12 protein-coding genes are annotated in these 17615 nt (G+C 44.2%); 9 read left to right on the forward strand and 3 right to left on the reverse strand.

Annotated elements, in window-relative coordinates:
* The first annotated feature begins 153 nt into the window (after positions 1-153).
* From ACQY1X_RS02605 to ACQY1X_RS02615, 3 genes are read left to right on the forward strand one after another with little or no spacing between them, the layout of a single operon-like run.
* The gene (locus ACQY1X_RS02605) at positions 154-747 is read left to right on the forward strand and encodes an alpha/beta hydrolase (RefSeq protein ID WP_306766099.1); all 594 of its coding nucleotides are present in this window, start codon (positions 154-156) and stop codon (positions 745-747) included.
* Positions 744-2084 (forward strand): 16S rRNA (cytosine(967)-C(5))-methyltransferase, encoded by a 1341-nt coding sequence (locus ACQY1X_RS02610; protein ID WP_430015349.1) that lies wholly within the window; start codon positions 744-746, stop codon positions 2082-2084. Before ACQY1X_RS02605 ends, ACQY1X_RS02610 begins: the two co-directional genes overlap by 4 nt.
* A 1-nt stretch (position 2085) precedes the next feature.
* Entirely contained in the window at positions 2086-2496 is a 411-nt protein-coding gene (locus tag ACQY1X_RS02615; protein ID WP_430013907.1) for a TerB family tellurite resistance protein, read from the forward strand.
* A gap of 68 nt (positions 2497-2564) precedes the next feature.
* Here the strand turns inward: ACQY1X_RS02615 and ACQY1X_RS02620 are convergent, their stop codons facing one another.
* Together ACQY1X_RS02620 and pruA are read right to left on the reverse strand one after the other, a co-directional pair.
* Complete coding sequence (locus tag ACQY1X_RS02620; protein ID WP_430015350.1) at positions 2565-4199, reverse strand: alpha-D-glucose phosphate-specific phosphoglucomutase; 1635 nt, start codon at positions 4197-4199, stop codon at positions 2565-2567.
* Between the two features lie 319 nt (positions 4200-4518).
* Positions 4519-7488, reverse strand: coding sequence for an L-glutamate gamma-semialdehyde dehydrogenase (gene pruA, locus ACQY1X_RS02625; RefSeq protein WP_430015351.1), 2970 nt, complete (start codon positions 7486-7488; stop codon positions 4519-4521).
* Positions 7489-7866: 378 nt separating this feature from the next.
* Here pruA and ACQY1X_RS02630 point away from each other — a divergent pair, with 378 nt between their 5' ends.
* Entirely contained in the window at positions 7867-9051 is a 1185-nt protein-coding gene (locus tag ACQY1X_RS02630) for an NAD(P)H-quinone oxidoreductase subunit H (protein ID WP_002737016.1), read from the forward strand.
* A 184-nt stretch (positions 9052-9235) separates the two neighbouring features.
* On the opposite strand, the gene ACQY1X_RS02635 is transcribed toward ACQY1X_RS02630, so the two are convergent.
* Complete coding sequence (locus tag ACQY1X_RS02635) at positions 9236-9403, reverse strand: hypothetical protein (protein WP_180995408.1); 168 nt, start codon at positions 9401-9403, stop codon at positions 9236-9238.
* Positions 9404-9529: 126 nt separating this feature from the next.
* Between ACQY1X_RS02635 and ACQY1X_RS02640 the strand changes: the two genes are divergently transcribed.
* The 5 genes from ACQY1X_RS02640 (at position 9530) to ACQY1X_RS02660 (ending at position 17598) form a co-directional block, all read left to right on the forward strand.
* Complete coding sequence (locus ACQY1X_RS02640; protein ID WP_430015352.1) at positions 9530-10879, forward strand: hypothetical protein; 1350 nt, start codon at positions 9530-9532, stop codon at positions 10877-10879.
* On the forward strand, positions 10861-11832 hold the full coding sequence (locus ACQY1X_RS02645) for an AAA family ATPase (protein WP_430015353.1): 972 nt from the start codon (positions 10861-10863) through the stop codon (positions 11830-11832). The genes ACQY1X_RS02640 and ACQY1X_RS02645 overlap by 19 nt, the downstream gene beginning before the upstream one ends.
* 8 nt (positions 11833-11840) lie before the next feature.
* Positions 11841-14564, forward strand: coding sequence for an SUMF1/EgtB/PvdO family nonheme iron enzyme (locus ACQY1X_RS02650; protein WP_430015354.1), 2724 nt, complete (start codon positions 11841-11843; stop codon positions 14562-14564).
* A gap of 300 nt (positions 14565-14864) precedes the next feature.
* Entirely contained in the window at positions 14865-15170 is a 306-nt protein-coding gene (locus ACQY1X_RS02655) for a hypothetical protein (protein WP_430015355.1), read from the forward strand.
* A 79-nt stretch (positions 15171-15249) separates the two neighbouring features.
* Positions 15250-17598, forward strand: coding sequence for an HD family phosphohydrolase (locus tag ACQY1X_RS02660; protein WP_430015356.1), 2349 nt, complete (start codon positions 15250-15252; stop codon positions 17596-17598).
* Positions 17599-17615: the final 17 nt, after the last annotated feature.

A 17615-nucleotide genomic window follows, 5' to 3' on the forward strand; every position in this document is an offset into this window, starting at 1 on the left:
AGAGCCATGAGGCAAGGAGCAAGGTTTTCTTTTCACTGATTACTGTTGACTGAAAAGACTCCCCCACAGCCATCTTACTCCGGGGAAAATCGCTATAGAATAGAGAGAAAAAAGAATTGCGAGGAAAAAACTCTGTCTTTTAACCCGATTGTCATTCCCCCTTCCCCGGAAAATCCCGCTCGCTATCTAGTGATCATGCTGCACGGTTGGGGTGCCGATGCCATGGATCTGGCCCCCCTTGCATCGATGCTGGATCTGGCTGATTGTCAATTTTTGTTTCCTAATGCTCCCTTTGATCATCCGCAAGTGCCGGGGGGACGCGCCTGGTATGCGTTAGAAACCTCCGATCATCAAGGTTTAGTCGCTAGTCGTCAACAGTTGCACGATTGGATTATTTCCCTAGAAGCAACTACCGGCATTCCCCTAGAGCGGACTTTTTTGACCGGTTTTTCCCAAGGGGGAGCGATGACCCTGGATGTGGGTTTATCCTTACCCTTGGCGGGATTGGGTTCCCTGAGTGGTTATCTGCACGGTGAACCCCATCCCCAAGGTCCACAAAATGTCTTAATTGTTCATGGTAAGCAGGATCCCGTCGTTCCTATCGCTGCCGCTCGTCAAGCCAGGGATTTACTGCTTGGTTTGGGGGTTAACGTCGAATATCACGAGTTAAATATGGGCCACGAAATCCCGATTCCGGCGCTGACTATATTACGCCAATTCCTCCGCAATCGTCTAGAAACTGCATGAATAATGCTCGTCAGCTGGCTTTGCTGATTTTACGCGATATCGATCGCTCCTCCGCCTATCCTGATCGCGCTCTTGATCGCCATTTGTCCGCTAGTTCCTTAAATTGTCTTGACAAAGCCTTGACAACGGAGATTGTTTATGGTATAATGCGCCGACAAAGAACTTTGGATGCGCTGCTCGATCGCCTGGGGAAAAAAACCGCGGCCCAGCAACCCCCAGATTTACGGCGAATTCTCCATATTGGTCTTTATCAACTGCGTTATCTCTCCCAGATTCCCCCATCAGCGGCGGTGAATACGGCGGTAGAATTAACTAAAATCAGTCATTTAGGCAAATTAGCGGCGGTGGTTAACGGAATGCTGCGGCAATATCTCCGTTTAACTGCTAATGGCGACGATCCTTTACTTTTACCGGAAAATACCGCCTCTAGATTGGGTATTCTCCACAGTTTCCCCGATTGGTTGGTGCAATTGTGGTTAGATCGCTTTAGTGTTACGGAAACGGAACAACTGTGTCAATGGTTTAATCGCTCTCCTGACCTCGATATTCGGATTAATCCCCTGAAAACTAGCCGAGAAGCCCTAGAAAATGAGTTAGAATCAGCCAATATAACTTTTCATCATCTTAAATTACCTCTAGCTTGCCGTTTAACCTCTGGTTTAGGCAATATTGAGCGTTTAGAGGGATTTCGAGCCGGAAATTACACCCTACAGGATATTAGCGCCCAATTAGTCACTTATCTACTCGATCCCCAGCCCGGAGAGACAATTATCGACGCTTGTGCGGCACCGGGGGGAAAAACCACTCATATTGCCGAATTAATGGGCGATCGAGGTAGAATATTAGCCTGTGATCAAACGGCATCCCGTTTACGACAGTTAGAAGCCAATATTAAAAGATTAGACTTAAAAGCGATCGAAATACATCTGGGGGATAGTCGCGATCGTCCCCAGTGGTGCGGCATCGCCGATCGTGTACTAATCGATGCTCCCTGTTCAGGATTGGGAACCCTGCACAAGCGTCCTGATATACGTTGGCGACAAACACCAGAAAATTTACCTGTACTAGCCAAACGACAGGGGGAACTTTTAGCCTCGGCTGCCACTTGGGTAAAACCGAAGGGAATCTTAGTTTATGCCACTTGTACTTTAAATCCGTTAGAAAATGAAAGAGTGATCGAGCAGTTTTTAGCCGCTCATCCCGATTGGAAAATGGCCACTCCTGACTCTAATTCATGCGTCTCAGAATACTATACAGAAACGGGAGCGATCGAAGTGTTACCCCATCGACATAATCAAGACGGTTTTTTTATGGCTAAGTTAGTCAAGGAAGTGTGAGATGAAAAATAAACAATTACTGAAAATTCTCATCGGTGTTGCTTGGATTGATGGTGTAATTCAACCATCAGAAAGAAGCTATTTAAGACAGGTAGCTGTGAGGGAAAAACTTGATGATGATCCGGAGATTAAACCACTATTATCGGAACTAAAACCAGTTAAAACTGGTGAATGTTATCGATGGTTAGAGTCCTATTTAGGCGATAATCCTAGTCCAGAAACCTATCAAGATCTAATAACATCGATTAGCACTTTAATCTATAGCGATGACGACGTGGACGTACAGGAAGCAAAATTATTAACCAAAGTGCAGAGTTTCGAGCCGACTCACGATAGCCATCGATCGATGTTAGATAAATTAGTGACGGGAATTCAAAAATTGTACCACAAAGCAATTACTGAAAGTAATTAAGGAGTAGCTATCAGTGATGAGCAGGTCAAAAAATTCCCCGATAAAAACTGATAGCCGCTCCCTAGATTTTAGGTAATAACCGTGGGTTGTTCCCGTCCGGTAGATTGACGAATTTGACCGATTTTTTCGGCTAAATCAATTAACGGCTGTAGGGCCTTTTGGGTGTCGATATCGTGTTTACTTGCGTCCGGTTCATAACTTTCTAGATAAACCCGGAGAGTTGCTCCTTTAGTTCCCGTACCCGATAGACGGTAAATAATCCGAGAACCATCGGTAAAACCAATGCGAATACCTTGATTTTTACTCACACTACCATCCACGGGATCCGTATAGCTAAAATCATCGGCATATTCCACTTCATAGTTACCAAATTGTTTACCCTTAAGGTCTAAAACCAGCTTCTGGAGACGTGCCATCATCTCTTTAGCCGGTTCTAAGGCGACTTCTTCATAATCATGACGAGAATAGAAATTACGACCAAATTCTTGCCAATGACTGCGAACAATTTCCTCTACAGATTCCCCTTTAACTGCCAAAATATTTAACCAGAAAAGAACCGCCCATAAACCATCTTTTTCGCGAATATGATTGGAACCCGTGCCGAAACTTTCCTCACCGCAAAGGGTTGCTTTCCCCGCATCTAACAAATTACCAAAGAATTTCCAACCGGTGGGAGTTTCATAACAGTCAATTCCCAGTTTAGCCGCTACGCGATCGGCCGCCGCACTGGTGGGCATCGATCGCGCCACTCCCGTGATACCATTTTGATAGCCCGGTACTAGATGAGCGTTGGCAGTTAGTACAGCTAAACTATCACTGGGGGTGACAAAAAAATTCCGACCGAGGATCATATTGCGATCGCCATCGCCATCGGAAGCGGCCCCAAAATCGGGTGCATCTTGACCAAAGAGAATTTCTACCAGATCATGGGCATAGACTAGGTTAGGATCGGGATGACCACCACCAAAATCCTCTAGGGGAATACCATTTAATACTGTACCTTTGGGCGCGCCTAAACGCTGTTCAAATAGAGCATAAGCGTAGGGACCCGTCACCGCATGGAGAGAATCCATGCACATTTTAAACTTACCAGAAGTGAGTAGGGTCTGAATGCGATCGAAATCAAAAATCTTTTCCATCATTTTGACGTAGGGAGTGACCGCATCGATCACTTCCACATCCATAGTTCCCAGTTTAAAGGAACTGGGGCGATCGAGATTAATATCGGCCCCTGAGAGGATTTTATAACTGCTAATCACCTTAGTCTCGGCATAAATTGCATCGGTGATATTTTCCGGTGCCGGTCCGCCGTTAGTAATATTGTACTTAATGCCAAAATCCCCCTCTGGACCGCCGGGGTTATGACTAGCGGAGAGAACAATACCGCCAAAAGCGTTATTTTCACGAATTAACCCAGAAATAGCGGGAGTGGAGACAATACCATCGGTTCCCACGAGAATTCTGCCGATACCGTTAGCGGCGGCGATTTTCAGGATAGTTTGAATAGCTTGACGGTTATAATAACGACCATCTCCACCGACGACTAGGGTTTGACCCTCGATACCGTCTAAAGTATTGAAGATAGCTTGAATAAAATTTTCCAGATAATGGGGTTGTTGAAAAACGGGAACGGATTTTCGCAGTCCGGAAGTCCCCGGTTTCTGGTCACTAAAGGGTTTTGTGGCAACAGTTTCAATCGTCATAGTCTTTTCTTGATAGGCCGACGCAATTGTAAACTTAAGTATATAGCAGTAGGTTGACAGCCAAGAAATCAGGTAAGAAAGACAACGGTTCTATTGGGTTTGGTGAGTGAGTGGAAGGAACCACTCCAGACACAAAGGACACAGAGATCGATCGCTCCTATATAATTTAAACTGGTCGCAACGCGCTCGCTACGCGAGATCACACAAAGAATAAGAGAGCTAATCTAAGGATAGGGGGTTAAGATGGTTCTTAGCCAATAAATGAACCAGATTTGGGGGTATAAACCCCCAATAATAACCAATTTTAGCTGTGAATGACCTAATCGGCCCCTTCAATCGGTGCAAATCCCTGACGTTGAATATTCTCGCTGATGTGACGAGGTTCGAGGAATTGCAGCAGATAATCGGGCCCCCCTGCTTTGGAACCTACCCCCGACATCTTGAAACCCCCGAAGGGTTGACGGGAGACAATCGCACCGGTGATTCCCCGGTTAATATAGAGGTTTCCTACTTCAAATTCCTGCGTAGCTCGGTTAATATGGGCAGGAGTGCGAGAATATAAGCCACCGGTTAAAGCATAGTCGGTTCCGTTAGCTACAGCTAAAGCTTCCTCAAAATTACTCACTTTGATAATTGCCACCACCGGACCAAAAATTTCCTCCATCGCTATTACCGCATCAGGGGGAACATTCTTAAAGACGGTGGGACTGACGAAATAACCTACCTCTGGAATTGGCATTTCTAGAGCCAATTCTGCCTCTTTTTTACCAGTTTCGATATATTCCCGAATTCTTGCTTGAGCTTTCTCGTCGATAACCGGTCCTACTTCCGTACTCGGTAAATCCGTCGGCCCGATATTGAGGGACTTGGTAGCCTCGACAAAGCGATCAACAAAGCTATCATAGACGCTTTCCAGAACGATTATCCGCGAACAGGCGGAACATTTCTGGCCGGTGTAGCCAAAAGCGGACTTAACCGCACCGACAACGGCCTGATCTAAATCGGCACTCTCATCGACAATTAGGGCATTTTTGCCGCCCATTTCGGCGATAACTCGTTTTAGGTGTTTTTGACCCTTTTGCACGATAGAGGCATCTGTATAGATGCGACAGCCCACTTCTCGTGAACCGGTGAAGGCGATTAGGTGAACATCGGGATGGCTAACTAAATGGGCCCCCACCTGGGAACCTTTACCCGGGATATATTGGAAGACTCCGGCAGGAATACCCGCTTCTAGGAGAATCTCGGCAAATTTCGCCGTAATCACCGAAGAAGTCTCGGCAGGTTTCAATAGCGTGCAGTTACCAGCTACTAAAGCCGCTACTGTCATCCCCACCGCAATCGCTAGGGGGAAATTCCAGGGAGAAATCACTAAAGCAATACCCCGGGGTTGGTAGGAATAACGATTATTCTCGCCTGCTACGTCGAAATTATGCCCTAAATCCAGTCTTTCCATCTCGGAGGCGTAATAACGGCAAAAATCGATCGCTTCTGACACTTCCGGATCCGCCTGTTGGATAACTTTGCCCACTTCCAAACAAATCCAGGCCGATAACTCCTGTCGTCGCGCTTCCATCAAATCCGCCGCTTTTCGCAGTATTTCGGCTCTTTTAGCCACTGGAGTGCGTTTCCAAGCGGGAAAAGCCTGTTTTGCCGCTATGATCGCTTTTTCTGCCTGTTCCACCTCAATTAAGCCCACTTTACCCACTATTTCCTGCGGGTTACAGGGATTAACGGAATTAATTTGAACATTGGTGGTGACGTATTCGCCGTTAATTAGGGGTAAATAGGTTTTACCGAGGGAATTTTTGACAAAAGTAAGGGCTTGACTCGCTTTATTTCGTAATTGCTCGTTAGCATAATCTGTATCGGGGGCATTAGGAAAACCGGGGATAATCGGGTTATCCTTGCCTAAAACCCGGGGGGCTGCGATTAAATCTTCCACGGGACGATCCTCCAAATTTTGCCTTAGGAAGGAACTATTAGCGGTATTTTCTAATAAACGGCGGATTAGGTAGGCCATACCGGGTAAGAGTTGTCCGTAGGGGGAATAAACCCGCACCCGATGACCCCGCTTCACTAACGCTTTGGCTAATTGGTCGCCCATGCCGTACAATACCTGCATTTCAAAGCGACGACGGGGAATTTCTAAACTTTCTGCGATCGCACAGGCCAAGGCTTGCGATCGCACGTTATGACTACCGATAGCGGCGTATAAATATTGATGATTTTCCAATAATAACCGCGTCATCCGCTCATAATTGGCATCGGTGGCCGATTTTTCGTTATATACCGGCTGTGGCCAATGATTTTGCCGAGATTTAATCGTTTCCTGATCCCAGTAAGCGCCTTTGACTAGCCGGACAGTCAGGGGATAACCGCGCTTTTTGGCCCAATTAATTAAATCTTGTAAATCTTGAGCAGAATCTCTTAAATATGCCTGTAGGGTGATGCCAATATCGGTACGACTGCGAAATTCTTCTTCTAGGAGTAATTCTTTCAGGATAGCCAGGGTGAGGTTTTTATAAACGTACTGTTCCATATCAAAATGGACTGCCACCCCTAACTCCTGAGCGCGTCGCAACAGTAGGCGAATGCGATCGCAAACTTTCTCCTTACTGCCAATCGGATCCATGGGATCAAACTGAGAATAAAAGGCAGTTAGCTTGACAGAAACCTGCACTTGTGGTATTAAGTCGCCGTCCGCTTCATCAATTTGGCTAACTTTATTCCATTTGCTCGCTTCTTGAGCCAAATGGGTCATTAAATCCAGATAACTTTGTAGATAAACTTGGGTTTCCGCTTCAGTAATTACCGCTTCACCGAGGAGATCTATGGTAAAAGCCATTTTTTCCTTCCGCAGACGGGTGACAGTGCGAGTAATTTGCTCTAGGTCTTCCCCAGCGATATACTTACGAGCTAAGGTTTCTACGGATTTACTGATCACACTGGCGGCCGTTTGAGCGGGTAGGGAGTTAGGATCACTAAAGTTGAGGATACTTTTCAGCGCACTGGGCAGTTCTACGGAAGCATCACCGAGGTATTGTTGGAGATGATTAGCGATCTCGGCATTACTGCGTAAAGCGGGTAAACAATCAATAAAACGGAATAATTGTACTCGTAAATTGGGGTTAGACATTGCCCAATCGAGTAATTTATCATCCCAACGCATTTGATCCTGTAAAGCAGACCAAAGACCTTTTTTTTCGCGAGTTTCGGCTAAAAGTTGTCTAGCGATCTCTTGGGTTTTAGTTTCGTAGTTTTGAGTTGAGTCGATTTGGATAACCACGGTGATTCAAGTAAAAAAAATTATCAACGGGATTCAGCTTTCAGCAAGCTACCGTCAGCCTTCAGCCTAAAATTCAGTTTTTGAGCTTTTTCAGCTGATTGCCGCTCTTAATGGCTCTTTTCTCTGGTTTATATTCTTACCGAAGGACTAATCAAAGGTAATGGCTGATCGCTTTTGCTGAACACTCTATTGTACTCGATCGAGCGGGGAAGTGGGGTGTGGGGTGTGGGGTGTGGAGTGTGGGGTGTGGGGAAGTATAAATAAAAATAATCTCCTGTCTCCTGTCTCCTGATTACTGATACCCGATAGTCCTTGTGTATTGTCGAAGCGTTTACCTATAATAACTTTAAAAAGATTTTCGGGATCATCGGTAGCCCTATGGCAAAAATTGAAACGAGAACAGAACCCATGGTTTTAAACATGGGACCCCATCACCCTTCGATGCACGGAGTTTTGCGCTTAATCGTCACCCTTGACGGGGAAGACGTGATTGACTGTGAACCCGTAATCGGTTATCTTCATCGGGGCATGGAAAAAATTGCCGAAAATCGCACCAATGTCATGTACGTTCCCTACGTTAGTCGTTGGGATTACGCCGCAGGGATGTTTAACGAGGCGATTACAGTCAATGCTCCCGAAAAATTAGCCGATATCGCCGTTCCCAAACGAGCGCAATATATCCGGGTGATTATGTTGGAACTCAACCGCATCGCTAACCATTTACTCTGGTTAGGCCCCTTTATGGCGGATGTAGGCGCACAAACTCCCTTTTTCTACATTTTCCGGGAACGGGAGATGATTTATGACCTCTGGGAAGCTGCCACGGGAATGCGGTTAATTAATAATAATTATTTCCGTATTGGTGGCGTGGCGGTAGATTTACCCTACGGATGGGTGGATAAGTGCGTGGATTTCTGTGACTATTTTGAACCGAAAGTGGACGAATACGAGAAATTAATCACTAATAACCCGATTTTCCGCCGTCGTATTGAAGGGATAGGCTGCATTACCAGAGACGAAGCGATTAACTGGGGTTTATCCGGTCCGATGTTGCGCGCTTCTGGGGTGAAATGGGATTTAAGAAAAGTTGACCATTACGAGTGTTACGACGATTTTGACTGGGAAGTGCATTGGGAAACCGCCGGCGATTGTTTTGCTCGTTATCTGGTGCGGATTCGGGAAATGCGCGAATCGGTGAAAATTATCCGGCAAGCACTGAAAGGTTTACCCGGTGGTCCCTACGAAAATCTGGAAGCAAAACGGATGGCAGAAGGGAAAAAATCAGCTTGGAATGATTTTGACTATCAATATATCGCCAAAAAAGTCGCCCCCACTTTTAAGATTCCTAAAGGTGAACATTATGTGCGCTTGGAAAGTGGTAAAGGGGAATTAGGTATCTTTATCGTCGGTAATGATGATGTTTTCCCTTGGCGTTGGAAAATTCGGGCCGCCGATTTTAATAATCTTCAAATTCTGCCTCATATCCTCAAAGGGGTAAAAGTTGCCGATATTATGGCGATTTTAGGCAGTATTGATATTATTATGGGGTCAGTTGATCGCTAAATCTCTTTCAGGGTGAGTTATCTTCTTAACTCACCCTCGTTTTGGCCTAGTTTTATGAAAAAAGCACATCGGCCTTTATTTCAGCTAATGTGCTTAAGTAGGGAGGCACAATTATTTGTAGGATGGGTTAGCGGTAGCGTAACCCATGCAGGAGTTGGGTTTCATGCTTCAACCCAACCTACGTTCATCTGATATTTAATTCCACCTGAACCTCAGTCATAGGGGGAAGAATCTCGCTTTGGGGAATCTTTAACTCCCCCACCTGAACACCCAAACTAGCCAAGGCAGTTAAAGTGGTGATGATGCGGCAAATCACGTCAATGTCCGCTTTATGTTTTTGCCAGAAATTCATAGATTTTGCTCCTTTCGCCTTAGGGCTTGTTTTTTGAGGATAAGTTGATTAAAATGCTTTCAGCAAATGCTGGCAAAAGGGGATCAAAAAGTGGATCAGATCGTAGGTTGACGTTTGACGAGATTTATGTTAAGGTCTGGCGAAATCAGATTATCGGATGAAGATGTAGAAACCCTTCGTAAGGCTAAAGATGCTTATGAGGGAGACTATTCTTGTGCTTCGGAGAAAATAGAGAAAATATTAATAGAAGCAAGTCGATGGTTACTTGAGGCATTTCTCGAAGAATACCGTAGTCAAACAAAAACTTCCAGTTATACCATTCGATTAAATGTTTTGAAAGCTTGGATGACAGAATCTCAGCCAAAATCTAGAGCAACTAAAGAGGTTTTAGAACCAAAGGGTAAGAAATTGTACTTACAAAATAAATCTGATTTTAAAGGATTTGAAAATGAGAAGAAAAGCGAGTACAGAATTGAAGATATTAATGATAATTCAATTCATTTAACCTTAGAAGATATTAATGGTTTATTAGATTCGTCTATTTTAAAGGTAATTGGCATATCTGGAGATAGTTTGCGGTTTTGTACTGAAAAAAAATATGGACTAGGAAAAAAAGGGCGAACCTCTAAACAGTCTTATATTGTTCAAGCTTATTGCGAAGTATTAGGACTAGATTTTGACAGCTTACAATGTTGTCAACTTCATCATCAAAACCCAAAAGATCAACGAACAAATAATGAAAAGATTTATCGTGTTTTGACAAAATTTAATTATACTAATCTAGTAAATTTTACCAGTTCAATAGCTGCTAAACCTTTACGAGAAGGCAGTATTTATATCCCCCCTTGTCCTCATCAATATCGTGTTTTGTGTTTGCGTCGTTTAGAAAAAGAAATCTTGATCACTAATAATTTGCCAGTTAAACCTATTGTTTTTAAATTTCAAGGAGATGGTCAGGAAGAATGGGATAGCTATAGTCTTCATGAACATTTTTTCAATAATTCTGGAGGAATTAAAAATTTAAAGACTAACAATTTATGTTTGATTTTTGAAGGAATTGATTGTGCAGACTTCTCCCGTTTAAAAGACATTGATTCATTTTGGCAAAACTTAATTACCAACGCTCGTAAAATACAAAATAGTCCCATTCCGGGCTTTTTGTTAATGATTTGGTTAGATTATGGAGAAGGGAATGATTGGAGAGATAAGGACAAATTATCAGAATTTCCTATTCACCGCTTACAGATTGACTCTTGCTTTGAACAACGGTCTTTTCAGGAAATTATTCCTACTTTTGCTCAACAACTTCAGTTAGGTTGTGACTTACAGGATGAAACCACAGACTTATTTAAATCTACCTTGCAGCAATTATGGAAAAATAGCGATCAAGGCAAGATAGAAGACACACTGAAAGCTTTTTATCAACAATTTCAAGGACAATTATCGAGGGAAAATAGATGGATAAACTATCCTTAACTTACACGGGAGAAATTCAACCCAAATCGGATCTTTATTATGAACCGATTCAACAGAAAATTTATCCCTATGACGCAGGTGATGAGTTAATAGAAGTTGTTAACTTGGCTATTGAATTGGGAATGCCTTTGTTACTAGAAGGTGAACCGGGATGTGGCAAAAGTCGTCTAGCTCATGCCTTAGTTTATGAATTTAATTATCGTCAGGAAAGTAATCCTATAAAATATTATGAGTGGATAGTTCAATCTACAAGTAAAGCGGAAGATAGTCTCTATCAATATGATTATATTGGCCGTTTACAAGCTGCTCAAATTAGCGGAATTTTAAGCCAAAAAGAAATAGAAGAATCTTCTTCTGAGCAAAAAAATCCAGCTACTTCAAAGGATTGGGTTGATTTACAACCCTTGGGTAAAGCATTTGAACAAAGTCAAGATAAACAAGAACAATCGGTAGTATTAATTGATGAAATAGATAAAGCAGATCGAGATTTTCCTAATGATTTACTTTTAGCCATTGAATCTCGTCGTTTTTTCATTAAAGAAACAGGAGAAACAATTCAAGCAAATGATCAAGCTTTTCCTCTGATTATTATTACCAGTAATCAAGAAAAAAACTTACCCAATGCTTTTCTGAGACGTTGCATTTATCACTATATTGAGCTACCCAACCAAGAAAGATTAAGAAAAATATTAACCGAACGGTTTACCGACGCTGAACAAGAGGTTATCATCAAAGCAGTGGACCGTTTTCTGGAAGTGAGAACATCACAAGACGAGACTAAATCTGAAGGAGAAAAAAAAGTTAGCACCAGTGAATTAATAGCCTGGTTTAAATCGTTGCTCAAGTACAAACCTGAAGAAATTATCGCCAAATTAAACGAGGACAAATTACCCCACGCTAGTGTTTTACTAAAAAGCCGTACCGATTTACAAGATTATGGAACAAGAGGTTAAAAAAGCCAATGACATCCCCCCTACTTGAGCTATTTTATCAACTCAGAGACGAAGAAGGATTTCTGCTGTCTATTGAACAATATTATCGGGTGGAAAATTACCTGATTCAAAAACTCGCCAATGATTCTGATATTGCTATTCAAGAAAATCCCAACTTAGAGAATCCTAAAATTAAACTTCTTTGTCAAGCTTTATGGGTTAAATCCCCGAAAGAAAAAGAAAAGTTTGATCAGGCCTGGACAGAGATGCTACAGTTACAACCAGAAATAAATATAGAAATAGCCAAAAAAACACCTATTCGTCATCCAGAAGAATCGATTAGCAAAATCATAAACCCGATGGATGATAGGGAATCTCCCTCATTAGAAATTACCCCTTCTGGGGATACAAAAATAGCACCGGAGACTTCATTTCCACAAATTGCCACAGCTATTGAAAAGCGAAAAAAAATCACATCCCTAGATAATCCTGATTATTATCCTATTGGCATCGCTAAGTTACAAGAAAGTTGGCAGCAACTGCGTCCATTACCCCTAGAAAGTCCTCGACAAACTTGGGATCTAAAAGCTACGGTGATGGCAACGGCTAAACGAGGTTTTTTTGATCAAATAATTTACCAAAAGAAACAACTTTATCGCCGAGAAATTATAATTTTTATTGATTGTTCTGACTCGATGATTCCCTTTGCAGGATTTGGTAGGATAATGAAGCAAACTTGGGCAAATGTTCCCCATTTTTACTTTGATAATCTGATTAGAGACGAGGTTTTACGACAAGAAAACGGTTGGGAAAGTCAATCTTTAACCAAAGTTCTCTCTAACTATTCTCCTGAAGTAACCAGTTGTCTAATTCTTAGTGATGCGGGTGCCGCTAGAAAACGTTATGTAGAAGAGCGCTTGAGCGCAACAGAAACCTTTATCCGACGATTTAGCCGAAGATTTAGCCGAGTCGCATGGTTAAACCCCTTACCCTATCATCGATGGTATGGGACAACTGCGATCGATATTGCTGATTTAGCTGAAGATATACCCAATTTTTCCATGTTTGAACTAACCACAGAGGATTGGGAAAACTTGATAACATGGCTAAAAGAAGAAGCTATCCCACCCCGTCATTTATTTAATCCTAATCAGTTTCAACAAGGGGATAATTGGGATGAGGATGAAGATTTTTTTAGCGCAGAAAGCCGTTTAAGATTATTTGAAGAAGAAAACGAACCAAACACCAGAGAACTAGCAAAACGAGCGGCATTTCCCCTTAGTTTATCCCCTAATTTACTTTATTATCTGCGTCAACATCAAGATAAAAATAATCAAGCTCCCTGGTATGCGATCGCTGATATTTTACTCTCCAGTTTAGTCCGCAAAATAGATCGAGAACTCTATGAAATGTCTCCCGATGTTCGTAAACTACTATTAGAAAAATTAACCCCAGAGGAACTCAAATCTCTGGCCTATCAGTTACAAACCTATATTCAGGAACAAATCGGTGATTATTGCTCAAAATCGGTTTATTGGCAAAATCAACAATGGTTAGCTCTTGCCTACCTAAAACCCAGTCAAGCAGTCAATGAAATCAAACAGGTACTAGCAGAAGCTATCAAAAATAATAACCGAGTGCGTCTTGTGAGATTGACAGCTTTATTAAAAAATCTATCGGCTGCTTTAGCCGATTATGAACCCTTATTATTGCTTAATGAACCGATTGCCGCCTATTCTAGAGGGGATTTAAACCACGTTGGCAATGTCCTTCAACTTTCCCCAGAAGACGAAGGAACCCTACAAAAACGTTTAATAGGCAAAGTAGCCGCTATTGTTCCCTACGATGAAAACCTTTTCCTTTTTACCGCAGAAACGGTATTGGTTAATAAAACAGGCCAAGTTATCGAGAGAAAACCTGTTAAAGCCTATTTTTACGATGAAAACCTTCCGGAAGTTGGCAAGCGGAAAGAAGCTCAAAACTATATCCGCATGATGTATATTCCCCAAGGAGAATTCTGGATGGGAACGGAAGATGAGGAAATCGAAAGACTGGTTAAAAAATTTGGTTGGCAGTATTTTAGAAAGGAAAAACCCCCACACCTAGTAACCGTTTCCTCTTTCTACATGGGGCGTTATCCTATCACCCAAGCTCAGTGGAGAGCTATCGCCGCAACCGCTAAAATAGACATCGACCTGAAGACAAACCCCTCTCACTTTAAAGGGGATGAGCTACCCGTAGAAAGCGTCAACTGGTATCAAGCAACGGAATTCTGTAAACGACTATCAAGGGAAACAAAACGGGAGTATCGGCTACCGAGTGAGGCAGAATGGGAATATGCCTGTAGAGCGGGGACAAAAACACCCTTTCATTTTGGGGAAACGATAACGGCAGATTTAGCTAACTATCGAGCTACTAAAACTTATGCCGATGAATTTACAGGAAAATATCGACGTAAAACAACCCCAGTGGGCTATTTTCAGGTAGCTAACGCCTTTGGGTTGTACGATATGCACGGCAATGTCTGGGAATGGTGCGCCGATACTTGGCACGATAATTATCATGTTGCGCCGACGGATGGCAGTGCTTGGACAAAAAATGGGAATGATAATTATTCTCCATTGCGGGGCGGTTCTTGGTGCTTCAATCCTTATCGCTGCCGTTCCGCTTGCCGCAACGGCAGCAACCGCCGCGACTTCATCTTCAGCTACAACGGTTTTCGGGTGGTGTGCGGTGCTGGGAGGACTGTGTAACCCTTTTTCTCTTTTTTTCCCGCCCAAAGGCCGGTCGATTTTGTAGGGGCGAACTGCGTTCGCCCACCGGCAATAATCGTCCCACCGGCAATTATCGGCCCACCCGTTTTTTGGGGATTTGGGGCGATTTTTGGGTTATTTGGGCGCACGCGATGCGCCCCTACGGGTTTTTGGGGGGTTGGGCGCACGCGATGCGCCCCTACGGGTTTTTGGGGGGTTGGGCGCAGGCAATGCGCCCCTACGGGGTTTTGGGGGAATTTGGGTTTTTTGGGGGAATTTGGGGTTATTTGGGCGCACGCGATGCGCCCCTGCGGGGTTTTGGGGGAATTTGGTTTTTTTGGGGTTTTTTGGGGTTATTTGGGCGCACGCGATGCGCCCCTACGGGTTTTTGGGGGGTTGGGCGCACGCGATGCGCCCCTACGGGTTTTGGGGGGGTTGGGCGCACGCGATGCGCCCCTACGGGTTTTGGGGGAATTTGGGAATTTGGGCGCACGCGATGCGCCCCTACGGGTTTTGGACGCAGCGGAAGGCGAAAAACCCCCGCATCAAGTTAATCTAGATACCTTTCGAGAAAAAATTTTTTTGCACAGGGAGTCCTTAAAATAGAAAAGGGAACACAAAACCAAATTGCTGGTATTTTTCCTCTGGGCATGGTGGCGCAGTTTATAGAATTTAGCTGGAATTTATGAATCATTTTCTGCATTCTTTCACTGTTTTTCCTGATTCTGCCCGAAAATCTCGCTCTTACTCCCTGAGTAAACTGCGACGACCCTTAATCTTCCTGTTTACCGTCGGTTGTCTGACTAGCGTGGTCGGTTATCGTTTCTATAATCAGCCGAAATTGGCCGTCGGGACTATTTCCCCGGTCACGATTATCGCCCCCGAAGATGCCCGTTTTCAAGACCAAGAAACCACCGCCCTCAAACGCCAAAAAATTCGGGCTGGACTGCTTCCCCGGCTGAAAAGAGACCCCCAAACCACCGACCAGATCGAGCGATCGCTGCAGGACACCTTAGGGCAATTAAGTCAAATTCGCCCAATTTTGCGAAGAAATTCCATTTTAATGGGCAGGACTATTTCCAACGCCACAATGGAAACGCTGCTCACCTTTTCTGCCCCTCAATGGTCAACTCTACAAAGCCGCCTCAACTATGAAGAATCTTTTACAAACCTCTTGACAAAAGAGCAGGAATATGCTATATACGAAATCCAAGCCTATCGTCAGCGCGTGACGAAGGGAAGCTTTGAGCAATTTATCGATCGATTGGGGCAATTACGGCAAATAAAGGGGCAAACCAGCCAAAATTATCAGCATTCCAGCTTAAATAAACTCAAATACGCCGATCTGATCACAGTGGCCCAAATGGGCGATCGAGAGTGGCAAAACCTAGAAACAGCCATCCTGCAAGCGAGTCGCCGGATTTTGGTGCAAGGCATTCCCCCGGGGATTTCCACCAGTCACCTAGAGGATACCATCGCCGTGCAGATTAGCAGCGATCGCCTAACCGGTCGCCAGCAGTCTTTAGCCGAAAATATCCTTCTAGCGGCCCTGGAGGGAGAAGCGAACCTGATAGAAGATCGGGAGGCAACCAAAGAACAAGCCACTAAAGCGGTGGAAGCGGTAGATATGGTCATGTCTAGCGCTCAAACCGGTCAAATTATCGTTAAAGCAGGCGAAAAAATTACTCAAGCTCAGTTTGTTCTCATTGATGGCTTTGGTTTGAGCGAACGGGGCATTAACTGGATGGGTTTAGGGTCAACGGCAATCCTTGTCACCAGTGCGATCGGGACTTTTTGCCTCGTTGCTCAGCGTCTCCATCGGCCTCTGCGTCACCGGGATTTTATTCTCTTGGGTTTACTAAGTTTTACCACACCGATCCTAGCGATCGCCAATATTCCCTTTACCAATTTGGCAGCCGTGGGTTTATTAGTCAGCAGTTTCTACGGCCCGACTCTGGCCGTCACCCAGGTCCTCTTAACTGCCGGTCTTTCCCTATTCAGCATCCAAGGTATCAGCGCCGATTTAATCGCCGGGACGATAGGGGGACTATTAGCGGCTATGATAGCGGCAAAATTGCGCTCCAGGGATGAATTATCGCTGCTAGGGATGGGAATCGGAGTCAGTCAAGGGGGTGTTTATCTGCTCACTTACCTAATCGTTAGTGCCACGGCCAGCACGATCATCTATACTCTACTACCCACGGCGCTCGTCTATGGTCTATCGGGGATAGCTTGGACGGTAATCGCCCTAGGATTATCCCCCTATTTGGAACGCTGTTTCGATGTGGTCACTCCCATTCGTCTGGTGGAGTTGTCCAATCCTAATTGTAGTTTGCTCAAACGTTTGGCCACGGAAGCACCGGGGACTTTTCAACATACCCTTTTTGTCGCCTGTTTAGCTGAAGCGGCCGCCCGAAAACTGCACTGTAATGTGGAATTAATTCGCACGGGGACCCTCTATCACGATATCGGGAAAATGCACGATCCCCTCGGTTTTATTGAAAATCAAATGGGTGGCCCGAATAAACACGATGAAATTAATGATCCCTACGTCAGCGCCGAGATTATTAAAAAGCACGTTAGCGAAGGGTTAGTCATGGCCCGCAGACACGGTTTACCGCGAGTGATCCGCGATTTTATTCCCGAACACCAAGGCAATCTCTTAATTTCCTATTTTTATCAGCAAGCTTTGCAAAAATCCGCCCAAAATGGTCAAGAATTCGTCGATGAGGCGGCCTTTCGCTACGATGGTCCGATTCCCCAATCGCGAGAAACGGCGATCGTTATGTTAGCCGATAGTAGTGAGGCCGCTTTGCGATCGCTGAAGGAGGCCTCCCCAGAACAAGCTATGGATATGATTAAAAAGATTTTTCAGGCCCGATGGCGCGATCAACAATTAGTAGATAGTGGTATTCGTCAGGAGGAATTACCAATTATTGCCGAGGTTTTTGTGCAAGTTTGGCAACAATTCCACCATCAACGCATTGCCTACCCGAAAGCAGTTTTAGAAGTCTCCTCAGCCGAAAAAAAATAAGAGATAACAGCAAAAAA

Origin of the sequence: Microcystis protocystis FBCC-A270, from assembly GCF_050500235.1 — a bacterium.
Lineage (GTDB): Bacteria > Cyanobacteriota > Cyanobacteriia > Cyanobacteriales > Microcystaceae > Microcystis > Microcystis ichthyoblabe_A.